The 13,866-nt window shown below is 44.5% G+C and carries 11 protein-coding genes; 5 read left to right on the top strand and 6 right to left on the bottom strand.

Going from position 1 to position 13,866, the window contains the following annotated elements:
* Positions 1–218 precede the first annotated feature (218 nt).
* Entirely contained in the window at positions 219–1,709 is a 1,491-nt protein-coding gene (locus tag AB8613_RS05860) for a carbon starvation protein A (protein WP_372384645.1), read from the bottom strand.
* A 332-nt stretch (positions 1,710–2,041) separates the two neighbouring features.
* On the opposite strand from AB8613_RS05860, the gene AB8613_RS05855 reads away from it, so the two are divergent.
* Positions 2,042–2,392, top strand: a complete 351-nt coding sequence (locus tag AB8613_RS05855; RefSeq protein WP_146490564.1) for a DUF2799 domain-containing protein — start codon at positions 2,042–2,044, stop codon at positions 2,390–2,392.
* Positions 2,393–2,488: 96 nt separating this feature from the next.
* Here AB8613_RS05855 and murQ read toward each other — a convergent pair whose 3' ends face one another.
* Together murQ and AB8613_RS05845 are read right to left on the bottom strand one after the other, a co-directional pair.
* Positions 2,489–3,409, bottom strand: a complete 921-nt coding sequence (murQ, locus tag AB8613_RS05850) for an N-acetylmuramic acid 6-phosphate etherase (RefSeq protein ID WP_285955173.1) — start codon at positions 3,407–3,409, stop codon at positions 2,489–2,491.
* 45 nt (positions 3,410–3,454) lie between these two features.
* Complete coding sequence (locus AB8613_RS05845) at positions 3,455–4,570, bottom strand: anhydro-N-acetylmuramic acid kinase (RefSeq protein ID WP_285955174.1); 1,116 nt, start codon at positions 4,568–4,570, stop codon at positions 3,455–3,457.
* Positions 4,571–4,691: 121 nt separating this feature from the next.
* Between AB8613_RS05845 and nagZ the strand changes: the two genes are divergently transcribed.
* The 3 genes from nagZ to tyrA all read left to right on the top strand — a co-directional run bounded on the left by nagZ (position 4,692) and on the right by tyrA (position 8,247).
* Positions 4,692–5,681, top strand: a complete 990-nt coding sequence (gene nagZ / locus AB8613_RS05840) for a beta-N-acetylhexosaminidase (protein WP_146490567.1) — start codon at positions 4,692–4,694, stop codon at positions 5,679–5,681.
* A 246-nt stretch (positions 5,682–5,927) separates the two neighbouring features.
* Complete coding sequence (locus tag AB8613_RS05835; RefSeq protein ID WP_017059354.1) at positions 5,928–7,001, top strand: 3-deoxy-7-phosphoheptulonate synthase; 1,074 nt, start codon at positions 5,928–5,930, stop codon at positions 6,999–7,001.
* A gap of 118 nt (positions 7,002–7,119) precedes the next feature.
* Positions 7,120–8,247 carry a bifunctional chorismate mutase/prephenate dehydrogenase gene (gene tyrA / locus AB8613_RS05830; RefSeq protein ID WP_146490568.1) on the top strand — a complete coding sequence of 376 codons (1,128 nt, stop codon included), beginning with the start codon at positions 7,120–7,122 and terminating at the stop codon, positions 8,245–8,247.
* 141 nt (positions 8,248–8,388) lie between these two features.
* Here the strand turns inward: tyrA and AB8613_RS05825 are convergent, their stop codons facing one another.
* The 3 genes from AB8613_RS05825 to ettA form a co-directional block, all read right to left on the bottom strand.
* Positions 8,389–9,399 carry a M23 family metallopeptidase gene (locus AB8613_RS05825; RefSeq protein WP_060983086.1) on the bottom strand — a complete coding sequence of 337 codons (1,011 nt, stop codon included), beginning with the start codon at positions 9,397–9,399 and terminating at the stop codon, positions 8,389–8,391.
* A 48-nt stretch (positions 9,400–9,447) separates the two neighbouring features.
* Complete coding sequence (locus tag AB8613_RS05820) at positions 9,448–9,816, bottom strand: PilZ domain-containing protein (RefSeq protein ID WP_146490569.1); 369 nt, start codon at positions 9,814–9,816, stop codon at positions 9,448–9,450.
* 90 nt (positions 9,817–9,906) lie between these two features.
* Positions 9,907–11,574 carry an energy-dependent translational throttle protein EttA gene (gene ettA / locus AB8613_RS05815; protein ID WP_017071393.1) on the bottom strand — a complete coding sequence of 556 codons (1,668 nt, stop codon included), beginning with the start codon at positions 11,572–11,574 and terminating at the stop codon, positions 9,907–9,909.
* Between the two features lie 264 nt (positions 11,575–11,838).
* Here ettA and AB8613_RS05810 point away from each other — a divergent pair, with 264 nt between their 5' ends.
* The gene (locus tag AB8613_RS05810; RefSeq protein ID WP_372384644.1) at positions 11,839–13,788 is read left to right on the top strand and encodes a transglycosylase SLT domain-containing protein; all 1,950 of its coding nucleotides are present in this window, start codon (positions 11,839–11,841) and stop codon (positions 13,786–13,788) included.
* Positions 13,789–13,866: the final 78 nt, after the last annotated feature.

Genomic DNA, 13,866 nt, shown 5'->3' with positions numbered 1-13,866 from the left:
GTAGCTTTGCTTGTGTTTTCGTTGGTTATATCGAGCGGTCATTGCTTCTCAGGCTGAGATGCCAATATTGAGATACAGTAAAGCCCATCACGGTGGACGGGCTTTAGTCTTAATTTCCAAGAATCACTGGGTGATTACGGGAGCAAGCGAAGTGTGTTTGGCTTGTTCTTTTGTCTCTCTATGAAGACTTGTCTCTTTTTATCAATATCCTGAAAGAGCTAGGCGGTTTTGGTGACGCCTTTTGCTTCTTTTTCTTCTTCATCAGCAAGGTCGATATCGCCTTTGCCTTTTGAAATTTTGATAACGTAAGCTGCAATACCGAATGCACTTACCACGCCGATGATGGTTGAAAGCTGCATTGGCAGACCGAAGCCTAGCTGGCTGTTGTTCAGGATGAATGTAATACACACAGAAGTCATGAACACAGCTGGAACGGTTGTTACCCAGTGCAGTTTATTGTGACGAAGTAGGTAAGCCGAAGCTGTCCATAGCATCATTACTGCTGTTGATTGGTTAGCAAAACCGAAGTAACGCCAGATGATACCGAAATCTACTTGAGTCAGGATACCACCGATAACGAACAGTGGTAGAGCCATCAGTAGGCGGTTACGCAGTGTTTTCTGCTCCATGTTGAAGTATTCAGCAAGGATAAGACGGCTTGAGCGGAACGCCGTGTCACCAGAAGTGATTGGTAGAATAACCACGCCAAGGAAAGCAAGGATACCACCGAATACACCCAGTAGACCAAATGAAGCGCTGTATACCACGTTACCTGGACCACCGTTTGCAATCGCGTCAGACAAAGACTCAACAGAGCCGAAGAATGATAGCGCAAGTGCGCACCAGATTAGAGCAATGATACCTTCACCAATCATTGCACCGTAGAATACGAAGCGACCGTTCTTCTCGTTTTCCATACAACGCGCCATTAAAGGAGACTGAGTTGCGTGGAAGCCAGAGATTGCACCACAAGCGATAGTGATGAATAGAGCTGGCCAAAGTGGTAGGTCATTCGGGTTCATGTTAGTGAACATGTCTTTCATCTCGAAGCCGTCCATGATTTGGTGCTCGTCAGATAGACCAATCGCAGTGATTAGGCCAACAGACATAAAGATAAGTAGTGCACCGAACAGTGGGTAGAAGCGACCAATGATTTTATCGACAGGGACAATCGTTGCGATGATGTAGTAAGCAAATATGATAACAACCATGGTTGTTGCAGACATCGCGAAATCAGTTTGGTCGTTCACTAGGTTAGTGATCATGCCTGCAGGAGCAGATACGAATACGACACCAACTAGAAGCAGTAGAACAATGGCAAAGATGTTCATAAAGTGTTTTGCGCCATTGCCTAGGTAACGTCCAGTGATGGTTGGAACTGAAGCACCGCCGTTACGGATAGATAACATTCCTGAGAAATAGTCGTGTACCGCACCTGCGAAGATACAACCTAGCACGATCCAAAGCATCGCTGCCGGACCATAAAGGGCACCCATGATAGGGCCGAAGATTGGACCGACACCTGCAATGTTAAGCAGCTGAACTAGGTAAACCTTTGGCGTCGACATTGGAACGTAGTCCACGCCATCTTGCTTAGTGTGAGCGGGTGTTTGACGCTTTTCATTGATACCGAAAATTTTCTCGATAAAGGCACCGTAAATAAAGTAGCCACCAATGAGTGCTGCAACACAGGTAAGAAACCACATCATAATTTGTTATCCCTGAATGTATTAATTAAGTCAGGGTGTATATTAGAGGAGTGTATGAGAAGAAACTTCCGCTATGAGAGTGAGTGGTCGAATAGTCAATTAAGTGGTGTTATAACTGATTGAGTGGTTTGTTACGTTTGCAGAGCGGTTGGTTATTCATGTTGAGATGTGTCTTGCTTCTGGTAAGTGGTGATTTATCAGCTTTAAGCGGTAACCAATAGATATCAGTGGCAGATAACAGACATAAGTGGACATCAGCCAGTGTTCAGCGGAGAATCACCACAAATGCAACGCTTCGTCAGGAAGTGGCTAGGTAAATATAAAGGACTGAAATGAAAAAAATAATCGCACTATTCGCCGTGGCATTTAGCCTTGCAGGATGCAGCGCCAATGTTCAAGATTTAGCAGCTGAAGGCAATTGGCAAGAGATTGGCTATCGTGATGGTATCAAAGGCCACACTCAACGTTCGTATTCAGAGATGACTGAGCTTGGCGCAGTCGATCAAGCGAGTTACACAGAAGGTTACCACCTAGGTGTGGCTGAATATTGTAATCCGAACCATGCTTATCAGATTGGTTTATCTGGTCAGGTGTATGAAGGCGTGTGTTCTGGTACGGAAGACGCTCAACGTTTCCGTATGGAATGGCAACGTGGCTGGGATGAGTTCTCAAACGACTATTAAGCCCAAGCTAGCGATAAAAAATTAAAACTAAAAAAGACCAGTACCGCATGTGCACTGGTCTTTTTGTATGTAGCGATAGTAACAGTCAACAGCAGACTATTGATTATTCTCGACTGCTTTTCTCAAGAAGCCATTTTGCTTATCAAGCTGAGCCTTGGCCAATTCTAAATCTAGCCCTGTTAGAATCATCAAAATAGACAACTTCACATCGTAATCAGTCGTTTTAAGTGTCGAGACTGCCAGTGCTTTGTCGCACTCAGTTGCTTGGATAACGATACGAGCAGCGCGGGCAACCAACTTTTCATTGGTTGCTTTTACGTCGACCATCAGATTTTGGTAGCTTTTACCAATGCGAATCATGCTGGCAGTCGTCAGCATATTAAGCACCAGCTTTTGTGCTGTACCTGATTTGAGGCGTGTTGAACCAGTCAATGCTTCTGGGCCAACCACCGGGCTAATTGCGATTTGAGCGATTTCAGCAATTGGAGAGTCAGGGTTACAAGACAATGCAACGGTCACCGCGCCAAGTTGATTGGCATAGTTGAGTGCACCAATCACGTAAGGTGTGCGACCACTGGCAGCTATACCCACCACGACATCATTTTCTGAAAATTGAATCGCTTTCAGATTTTCAATACCGAGAGTTAGCGAGTCTTCTGCGCCTTCTTTAGCTTTTAAAATCGCCTCTGGTCCGCCAGCGATTAGGCCGATAACCATCTTGTCTGAGACGCCGAAAGTCGGCGGGCATTCTGATGCGTCTAACACACCTAATCGACCACTGGTGCCTGCGCCCATATAAATCAGTCGACCACCGTTTTGAAAGGCATGAGCAATTTTATCTACCGCTTTCGCGATCTGCGGCAGTTCCGCTTCAATCGCCAGTGGGACTTGTTTGTCTTGTTGGTTAATCTTTTCAACCACTTCGAGAGAGGTGAGCAGATCAATATCCATAGTATCAGGGTTTCTCCCCTCCGAAACGAGGTGCGAGAGCGCTGATATGAGAGCGTCGTTACTCATAATGATCCTTAAATGGTGATTCTAAAATGATGGTTCTAAAATGGTTTAGTCAGCACGATAGAGAACGCCTAGAGAGGCCGCTCTGCTTGCGCCAGTCACTTCTGGCAAATTGCTTGGCAGTTGATGAACATGACGTTGAGCAAGCCACGCAAAAGCCATCGCTTCCATGTAATCGGCATCAACGCCTTTACTGGTTGTTGAGTCAACATCCCAACTTGGAAGCAGTTCGGACAATCTCTTCATCAACAATGGGTTTCTTGTACCACCGCCACACACATACAGTGCAGGTTGGTTACCCAAGCGATAAGCTTTCACTTCATTGGCTATCGTCAATGCGGTGTATTCACAAAGCGTGCACTGAACATCTTCTGCCGTAAGATCTTTAAATTCTGTAAGCTGTTGCTCTAGCCAGGGTAGGTTGAACAGCTCTCTGCCGGTACTTTTCGGTGGCATTTGAGATAGATAAGATTCATTTAACAGCTGTTCGAGCAAGGCTTGATTGAGTTGACCTTTAAGTGCGAATTGCGCATCACGGTCAAACTTCTCGCCCGTGTGTTTATCAACCCAAGCGTCCATCAACATATTCCCTGGGCCTGTATCATAACCAAGTGTTGGCTGATTCGGGCGCAGCACTGAAATATTCGAGATACCACCAATATTCAACACCACAACCGAGCTGTCTTGCGGGTGGAAAATTGTATGGTGGAAGGCGGGGACTAACGGTGCACCTTGTCCGCCTAATGCCATGTCTTTACGTCTGAAGTCAGCGACGGTTTGAATCTGTGTTTTAGCGGCAATGATGTTGGCATCACCCAGCTGCATGGTAAATGGAGATTCGCCTGTTGGCTGATGAAACACTGTTTGGCCATGATTACCAATCGCAGTCACAGAAGATGCAGGTGTGTCTGACTTGTCGAGAAGTTGTAGAACCGCATCAGCAAACAGATGGCCAAGCTGGTGGTCTAGCTCACCAATAGCAATCAAATCCGTTTTCTGACCAATACAAACCTCCAGCAGACGCGCTTTGAGGTCATCAGGCATAGGGAACTCATCATGAGCAAGCAATGTGATTTGCGTATCTTCAATCGAAACTAAGGCAGTATCAACACCGTCCATACTCGTGCCTGACATCACACCGATATACAGTTCTTTATGATCCATTCCTAAGCTCTTGCGCTGCATTCCTAAAGTCTTCCACAGATTGGTTTAAAAACATTGTAAAGCAAATTTAAAGAGAATAATCTCGGGAAGTTTACGAAATTAGGTTTAATAAGGGATAAATATGGGACCGTTGTGGGTTGATGTTGCAGGCTACGAGCTGACAGCTGAAGACAGAGAAATTTTGGAGCACCCAACCGTTGGTGGTCTCATCTTATTTGCTCGAAACTACCACGATAGCAAACAGTTATCGGCGTTAAATAAAGAGATTCGCAAAGTTGCAAAACGTCCTATTTTAATCGGCGTTGACCAAGAAGGCGGACGAGTACAGCGTTTTCGTGACGGCTTTTCAATTATCCCAGCTGCTCAGGAATTTGCGACTAAGAATAATGGTGAGCAGTTAGCAGAACAGGCCGGCTGGCTGATGGCGGCGGAATTGATTGCCCATGATATCGATCTGAGTTTTGCACCGGTATTAGATAAAGGTCACGACTGCAAAGCGATTGGTAGCCGAGCGTTTGGTGAAGATATTGATACCATTGTTCGTCATAGCAGCGCTTTCATCAAAGGCATGAAGTCGGTTGGTATGGCTACAACAGGAAAGCACTTCCCTGGACATGGTGGCGTAATTGCTGACTCACACTTAGAGACGCCATATGACCCTAGAGACGATATCTTTGAAACAGACATGGCAATCTTCAAGGCGCAAATTGAAGCCGGAATATTGGATGCCATGATGCCTGCACATGTGGTGTTCTCTCATTATGATGAGCAACCAGCAAGTGGCTCTCAGTATTGGCTACAGAAAGTCTTGAGACAAAAACTTGGCTTTAAAGGCCTAATATTCTCGGACGACTTAACCATGGAAGGTGCTGCTATTATGGGCGGACCAGCCGACAGAGCAAAAGCGGCCTTGAATGCGGGTTGTGACATGATATTGATGTGTAATAAACGAGATGCACAAATTGAAGCTCTTGATCACTTAGCGATTCAAGAGGTGCCTTTAGCCAACTCATTGCTTAAAAAACATAGTTTTGATTTGTCGACGCTTCACTCAGATGCTAGGTGGAAAGCGACCTCAGAGACGATTAAACGAATGCTAGGCAGTGAGTGATAAATAAACACATAATAATTTTAGATAAGGCGATATGATAAATATCGCCTTTTTTGTATGTGTGATCCGTGGTTTAAACCTATTTATATCTCAGAGTGAGTTAAAGTTGATGTGTAAATTTTAATTTACACGTAATGTTTTTTATTGTTTACACTTGCAATCGTTTTTTTAGCTGTTATTGTGTTTTTAAAGATTGTTAGCCCAAATGGAAATGTTGGGTGTAAAGGTAAATATACAGGTTGAGTTATGCAGAAAAGTGAATTAAGCAATGTCAATATCATCGACGAACAGGTACTGATTACTCCTGAGGAGTTAAAAGCAAAACTGCCTTTGAGTGATAATGCTCGTCGTTTCATTCAAGAGTCTCGTCAAACTATCGCAAACATCATTCATAAGAAAGATCATCGCATGCTTGTTGTATGTGGCCCATGTTCTATCCATGACATTGAAGCTGCGAAAGAGTACGCGAAACGCCTAAAAGCCTTATCTGAGCAACTTAGCGATCAACTGTATATTGTTATGCGTGTTTACTTTGAGAAGCCTCGAACCACTGTGGGTTGGAAAGGTTTGATCAATGACCCGCATCTAGACGGCACTTTCGATATTGAGCATGGTCTGCATGTTGGCCGTGAGCTACTTGTTGAACTCGCTGAGATGGAAATCCCACTAGCGACTGAAGCATTAGATCCAATCAGCCCTCAATACCTAGCAGATACATTCAGCTGGGCGGCAATCGGAGCTCGTACGACCGAATCGCAAACTCACCGTGAGATGGCAAGTGGTCTTTCAATGCCAATCGGTTTTAAAAACGGTACCGATGGCAACCTAGGCACTGCAATCAATGCAATGCAAGCTGCTTCTTCTAGCCACCGTTTCATGGGTATCAGCCGCGAAGGTCAAGTTGCACTACTAACAACGCAAGGTAACCCAAATGGTCACGTGATTTTACGTGGCGGTAAGCAGACGAACTACGATTCAGTATCGGTACACGAATGTGAGCAAGAGTTGGGTAAATCTGGCTTAGAGGCTGCGCTAATGGTCGACTGTAGCCACGCTAACTCTCGTAAAGATTTCCGTCGCCAACCTTTAGTTGCAGAAGATGTGATTCACCAAATTCGTGAAGGTAACAAGTCGATTATCGGCCTTATGATTGAAAGCCATATTAACGAAGGAAACCAATCTTCGGATATACCTCTCAATGAGATGAAATACGGCGTTTCTATTACCGACGCGTGTATCAATTGGGATTCAACTGAGGCACTATTGAAACATGCACATACGGAATTAGTCCCGTTCTTAGAGAACCGCTTGAAAGGTTAGTCAGAGTTTTAAATTTAAGTGCCTCATCTAATGGGGCATTTTAAGATCTGTTGCTAACGAACCTGCGTGATTGTGGGCTTATAGATTGGCACGGGCTTATAGATTAGTAAGGAATAAAATGGCCGTTGAACTGAACGAATTACGCGACCAAATCGATGCTGTCGATAAACAAATGTTGGATTTACTGGCTCAACGCCTTGCTCTAGTAGAGAAAGTAGGCGAAGTAAAAAGTGAACATGGTTTACCTATTTATGTACCAGAGCGTGAAGCTGCAATGCTGGCATCTCGTCGTCAAGAAGCCGAGAAAATAGGGGTCCCACCACAGTTAATCGAAGATATTTTGCGTCGTACTATGCGTGAGTCTTATGCCAGCGAAAAAGATTCTGGTTTTAAGTGCCTTAACCCAGAATTGCGTTCAGTGGTTATCGTTGGTGGTAATGGTCAACTTGGTGGCTTGTTTGGCCGTATGTTTAAGCTTTCTGGCTACGAAGTGAAAATCCTTGGCAGCCAAGATTGGGATAGAGCTGATGAGATCTTAGATAATGCTGGTCTTGTGGTGGTGACCGTTCCAATTCATTTGACTGAAGGTGTAATTGCAAAGCTAGGTAGCCTACCAAGTGATTGTATTCTATGTGATTTGACGTCAATTAAATCTAAACCTCTGCAAGCAATGATGAACATGCACCAAGGCCCAGTGGTTGGATTGCACCCAATGTTTGGCCCTGATGTTCCAAGCCTTGCTAAGCAGGTGATTGTTTACAGTGATGGTCGTGGTTCTGAAAGCTATCAATGGCTACTGAATCAATTTGGTATTTGGGGCGCGAGTCTTTGTCAGATGGATGCTGCTGAACACGATCACGGCATGACACTGATTCAAGCACTTCGTCACTTCACCTCTTTTGCTTACGGCTTACACTTAAGTAAAGAGAATCCGAACATCGACCAACTTCTGAAGCTTAGCTCGCCAATCTACCGACTTGAGATTGCGATGGTTGGTCGTCTGTTTGCTCAAGACCCGAACTTGTATGGTGACATTATTCTCTCTTCGGATGAGAATATTGAGATGATTCGACGCTTCCATAGCTGTTTCGGAGAAGCGCTAGAAATCCTAGATGGCAAAGATAAAGCCAAGTTTGTTGAGAGTTTCAACCAAGTGAGTGATTGGTTTGGTGACTACTCACAACAATTCTTGCAAGAGAGCCAAAGTCTTTTAAAACAAGCACATGACTCGATTCATCGTGGTTAATACGATTTGAAATCATAAAAAAGAGCGACCTGATGGTCGCTCTTTTTGTTTGTGCTGAACGCTATGAAAGCATTTGGCCTACTGTAGGCTAAAAGCAATTAGATCATCATAGGCCAATCAACAGGTTCTAGTTAGCCGTGTCTAGTTAGTCGTAATAGGTTTCTTGCTATCTTCACTAGATACAGTGTCGATGGTCGAGCTAATGTAAGGCACGTTCGTCAGGTTTATCTGTAAGCGAACCACATTATCAATCAGTTGAACCAGCGGGCCCCACTTAACCTTTTTCTCTTTTTCGAATACGTAGTTGAAGTTCTCAGGTGTCCAATCCATCAAGTATTGAGGGTTCAATGAACGACCAAGGAAGCGTACTTCATAATGTAAGTGTGGGCCGGTTGAGTTACCTGAGTTACCACAGCTCGCAATCACATCGCCTTTACTAACAAACTGACCGCTACGTACTTTGAACTTCTGTAGGTGCGCATAAGAACTCATGAAACCAAACGAGTGACGCATAGTAATAAAGTTACCGAAGCCTTTTTTACTTGGGCGCACCGTTTCAATGACTCCATCTGCGGGCGCTACAATATCTTCACCACGCTTACATGTTAGATCGATACCAGTATGTACGTGGCGTTTACCTGAAATAGGGTTAGTGCGACTACCATAAGAAGAAGAGATACGTTGATAAGCCATTGGACTATCGTTTGGAATCAACCGGAACATCGTGGCTCTTACTGCTGAATCGACTGCAGCCGCATCAATGCGATCTTCTAGAGAAACATCATCGGTAAGCAGCTCTTCATCTGCAAGACCAAGTACTGATTCCACATCAAATACACGCTTACCAAGCAGCTGAATCGTGCCTTCTTTCTCGGTGAGTATTTGCGATAGAGAATGGTTGGTTTCTACCTGCTCAGCATAAAGAAATTCTGTTTGTTCTTTTTCAACAATCAGTGTTTCAATCAACTGTTGGGCATCACCCGCTTGCAGTGCGAGTTCTTGTTTACTCTCGAAGTGCATGTACGCAGCTCCGCCAATCAGCAGCGGTACTGAAAAAATCGCAGTGGTGCACATGAGTACGGCTTTACGGCCGAAGTAAAACGTCTGCTCCCCCTGACTAGAGGGAATAGTAATTGATACTTTTTTAGACATGGTTTTGTATTAACTAAATGCTTCTAATAGAAAAGGGTAATGGAGATGTCACTCTTTACCTAAATCGGTAAGGTGTTCAATCTCTCTATAAAGCAGTTCATCGTCACCAACGTTAAGCTCAACAAGTCGCTTAAGGTGGCTGATACTATCAATATCTAAATGCTCTATGCGTAAACGCATTGAGGTATTGATGGTAGAGACTATCGTTGCTGCTAACTGAATATTGATATCACTGTTTTCGAGTTTAAAGCTCACTTGAACAGGGACATCATGGCTAAGTTGTTTTGATTCATTGCATTGAATGAGTAAACCATGGAGTGATAAGTCTTGCACTGAGCCTGAAACATTTACTTGTCCTTGTGAGATCTCAGTCGGGACTTGATAAATAACTCGTGAAAATTGACGTCTTTCAACCATAAGTAATCTCTCTATATCGATGCGTAACACGTAAGCCAGATATATCAAAGGCCGCTATTATCGCGGCCTTTGTTCAAAATACAAGCTAATTTACTTAGCGATACGCTTGTACTTGATACGGTGCGGTTCTGCCGCTTGCGCGCCTAGAGTTTGCTTAAGCCACTCAGTGTACTCAGTATAGTTACCTTCGTAGAAGTTAACTTGACCTTCATCACGGTAGTCTAAGATATGGGTCGCAATACGGTCTAGGAACCAACGGTCGTGCGAGATAACCATTGCACAGCCAGGGAACTCAAGCAGTGCTTCTTCAAGAGCACGTAGCGTTTCAACGTCAAGGTCGTTGGTAGGCTCATCGAGTAGCAGTACGTTACCGCCCGCTTTTAGCAGTTTTGCTAAGTGAACACGGTTACGCTCACCACCAGAAAGCTCACCGATGATCTTCTGTTGGTCGTTGCCTTTAAAGTTGAAACGAGAACAGTAAGCACGCGCAGGGATTTCGAAGTTGTTGATCTTAATGATATCAGCGCCTTCAGAGATCTCTTGGAATACTGTCTTAGTGTCGTCCATGCTGTCACGGAACTGATCAACAGAAGCAAGCTTAACAGTTTCACCTAGTACAACCGAACCTGAATCTGGTTGTTCTGCACCGCTTAGCATCTTGAATAGTGTTGATTTACCCGCACCGTTGGCACCAACGATACCAACGATAGCGCCCTTAGGCATGCTGAACGATAGGTCGTCGATAAGAACGCGATCACCAAACGATTTAGTTAGGTTGTTCACTTCAAGAACTTTGTCACCTAAACGCTCACCTGGCGGGATGAACAGTTCGTTGGTTTCGTTACGCTTCTGGTATTGGCCAGTAGTCAGTTCTTCAAAACGAGCCATACGAGCTTTAGACTTAGCTTGACGGCCTTTAGGGTTTTGACGAACCCATTCAAGTTCTTTCTCGATTGTCTTTTGACGTGCGCTTTCGCCCGCTTTTTCTTGCTTAAGACGCTCGTCTTTCTGTTCTAGCCAAGACGTGTAGTTACCTTCCCATGGGATACCTTCACCACGGTCAAGTTCTAGAATCCAGCCTGCAGCGTTGTCTAGGAAGTAACGGTCGTGGGTAATCGCCACAACAGTACCGCTGTAATCTACTAGGAAGTGCTCAAGCCATGCTACTGATTCTGCATCCAAGTGGTTGGTTGGTTCATCAAGAAGCAGCATGTCTGGCTTCTCTAGAAGTAGACGACAGATCGCAACACGACGACGTTCACCACCTGATAGGAATTCAATTTTCGCATCCCACTCAGGAAGGCGAAGTGCGTCAGCTGCGCGCTCTAGAGCTGTCTCTAGGTTGTGGCCGTCTTTTGCTTGGATCAGCGCTTCAAGCTCGCCTTGTTCTTTAGCAAGAGCGTCAAAATCTGCATCTGGTTCTGCGTAAGCTGCGTAAACTGCGTCGATACGCTTAAGCGCATCTGCAACATCAGAAACCGCTTCTTCTACGATTTCACGCACTGTTTTTGATTCGTCTAGTACAGGCTCTTGCGGTAGGTAACCGACTTTAAGACCTTGTTGTGCACGAGCTTCACCATCAATATCAGTATCAATGCCAGCCATGATACGTAGTAGGGTAGATTTACCTGAACCATTTAGACCCAAAACACCGATTTTAGCGCCTGGAAAAAAGCTAAGAGAAATGTCTTTAAGAATTTGACGCTTAGGTGGAACAGTTTTGCTCACCCGAGACATGGTATATACGTATTCAGCCATTGCCGATCGATCCTAATTTATTGTTCAAAATTGTCGTCTATTTTATACCAATATCCCCAAAGATGTTACTCCTAGGACAGAAAAGCCATTCTTGAACGAATCCTTACCTATTATTGTCACATTGGTCATTAAAACTATATTTAATAAGCTTCTGAGGCGAAGTGTTAAATATTAATAATATTTACACTCAATCTCTTTACATTTGATGTGATGTCGGGCGTAAATAGACTTCACGTATTCATACACGCACTAAGGAAAGAGCGAATGTTTTTCCGCATTGGTAATACGAAAATTGCTGTCGCTGCATCGGCAATTTTGTCTTCATTTTCACTGGCTCAGATGGCTATGGCTAGCAACGCATCTGAGCTTGAAATGCAGCGTGATGTTTATGACAGAGCGCAAGAGGTTTTAGACAACCGTGATTTAGAAGCTTACTCCGCGCTGCGTAAAAAAATTCAAACATATCCGTTAACGCCTTACACTGATTATCGCGCCTTCTTATTAGGCTTAGGTGATCGCACACCTGCTGAAGTGGATGCCTTTATTGAAGAGAATAAAGCACTGCCGTTTTCCAATCGTATGCGTGCGCCTTATTTAGATTTATTGGCGGCTCAAAAACAGTGGGAAACGATCCTTGAGTTTCAAACCCAAGAGCCTGTTGGTGAAAAATATCAATGTATCTACTACCGTGCGAATTATGAGCAAGGCAACCAAGAGCTTGCTTTTAAAGGGGCTAAGCAACTTTGGTTGAGTGGTAGTGGTATTGATGACGCTTGTGACCCTCTATTTCAAAGCTGGGATCAAGCCGGGCTAAGAACCGATGAGTTGATTCTGGATAGAATGCTGTTAGCGTTCGAGAGCCGTAACGGTAAGTTAATGAGCTATTTGATTAAGCAATTGGAGCATGATGAGTCAATTACTCAAGCTAAGCAGATGAAGGCGTTGTACAACAAGCCTGAAAATGTACTCGCGTTTGCTAAGAAGCACCCAGCAAATGAATTCTACCAAGCGCAAACCGAGTTTGCTTTCGAGAAGTTAGCAAGGAAGTCATCAAGCAGCGCTCAAGAGGTGTTTGATGATGTCATCAAAGCTCAGAAATTTTCGAAAGAGAAATCTCAAGAGCTAGCCGATTATCTAACGTTTCGTCTGATCAACACCGACTCTGAAGAGTTGATGGTGTGGCGAGACAAAATGCTCGCGAGTTCATCAAAGCAAGTTCTACTGGAACGACGTGCTCGCTTAGCGATTCAGCATGCCGATTGGACGGGCCTGAAAGAGTGGATAGCGCGCTTGGATGATAAACATCAGGCTTCGCTTCGTTGGCAATATTGGCAGGGCAGAGCTGAAATCGCGACGGGCGACACTGATAAAGGCAATAAGCGACTGTCAGATATTTTAGGGAAGCGTAACTTCTACAGTGTGGCTGCGGCTAAGCAGTTAGGTAAGCCGGTTCAATACCCAACATCGACACTCAAATACAATGCTGAAACAGTCAAGCCATTCGCCACTTCTTTGGTTCGAATCGGCGAGCTGATTGACCGAGATAAAATAGCGGCAGCGAAGAGTGAATGGCGTTGGTTGTTAACTAATGCTGACAAAGATCAGAAATCAATGCTTGCGGCTCATGCCGCGACGCAGCGTTGGAATCACTTTACAGTAACAGCGAGCATCTCGGCGAAGATGTGGGATAACATTGCGCTACGTTTTCCTGTTGCTCATAAGTGGTGGTTTAATTTCTACGCCGAGAAGCACGATCTCGATCCAATTACTTTGATGTCTTTAGCAAGACAAGAGAGTGCCATGGACTCAGAAGCTCGTTCTCCTGTTGGCGCGCGCGGTATCATGCAAATCATGCCGAAGACGGCTCAATATACAGCGAAGAAGCATCAGATTAAGTACCAGGGCAGCGATGATCTTTATGATGTCGGCAAGAACATTGAGATTGGTAGCCACTATTTAGATGGTTTATTGGCTCAATATGATAATAACCGTATCTTTGCGTTTGCTGCTTATAATGCTGGTCCTAGTCGTGTCAAACAGTGGCGCTCACGCAGTGATGAAAAGCTAGATGCGTATGCTTTTATCGAAATGATCCCATTCAAAGAGACTCGCGGTTACGTTCAAAATATCTTGATGTTTGAGACCTACTATCGAGATATCTTGGGTGAGCAGGGAACGTTTTTAGCTCCCCATGAGACAAAAATGAAATACTAAGGCTTCGGTATTTTGTCTTAATCTGAGTAATATGAAAGGCAGTGAGTGCGAACCATTTCCACTTACTGCCTTTTTACA

This window comes from Vibrio sp. BS-M-Sm-2 (assembly GCF_041504345.1).
Lineage (GTDB): Bacteria > Pseudomonadota > Gammaproteobacteria > Enterobacterales > Vibrionaceae > Vibrio > Vibrio satsumensis.
Note: the sequence above shows the minus strand (reverse complement) of the source record. Positions and strands in the feature narration are given on the sequence as shown.

Coding starts and splice junctions, on each gene's coding strand:
- AB8613_RS05860 (WP_372384645.1), bottom strand. CDS start 1,709: ATGATGTGGTTTCTTACCTGTGTTGCAGCACTCATTGGTGGCTACTTT.
- AB8613_RS05855 (WP_146490564.1), top strand. CDS start 2,042: ATGAAAAAAATAATCGCACTATTCGCCGTGGCATTTAGCCTTGCAGGA.
- murQ (WP_285955173.1), bottom strand. CDS start 3,409: ATGAGTAACGACGCTCTCATATCAGCGCTCTCGCACCTCGTTTCGGAG.
- AB8613_RS05845 (WP_285955174.1), bottom strand. CDS start 4,570: ATGGATCATAAAGAACTGTATATCGGTGTGATGTCAGGCACGAGTATG.
- nagZ (WP_146490567.1), top strand. CDS start 4,692: ATGGGACCGTTGTGGGTTGATGTTGCAGGCTACGAGCTGACAGCTGAA.
- AB8613_RS05835 (WP_017059354.1), top strand. CDS start 5,928: ATGCAGAAAAGTGAATTAAGCAATGTCAATATCATCGACGAACAGGTA.
- tyrA (WP_146490568.1), top strand. CDS start 7,120: ATGGCCGTTGAACTGAACGAATTACGCGACCAAATCGATGCTGTCGAT.
- AB8613_RS05825 (WP_060983086.1), bottom strand. CDS start 9,399: ATGTCTAAAAAAGTATCAATTACTATTCCCTCTAGTCAGGGGGAGCAG.
- AB8613_RS05820 (WP_146490569.1), bottom strand. CDS start 9,816: ATGGTTGAAAGACGTCAATTTTCACGAGTTATTTATCAAGTCCCGACT.
- ettA (WP_017071393.1), bottom strand. CDS start 11,574: ATGGCTGAATACGTATATACCATGTCTCGGGTGAGCAAAACTGTTCCA.
- AB8613_RS05810 (WP_372384644.1), top strand. CDS start 11,839: ATGTTTTTCCGCATTGGTAATACGAAAATTGCTGTCGCTGCATCGGCA.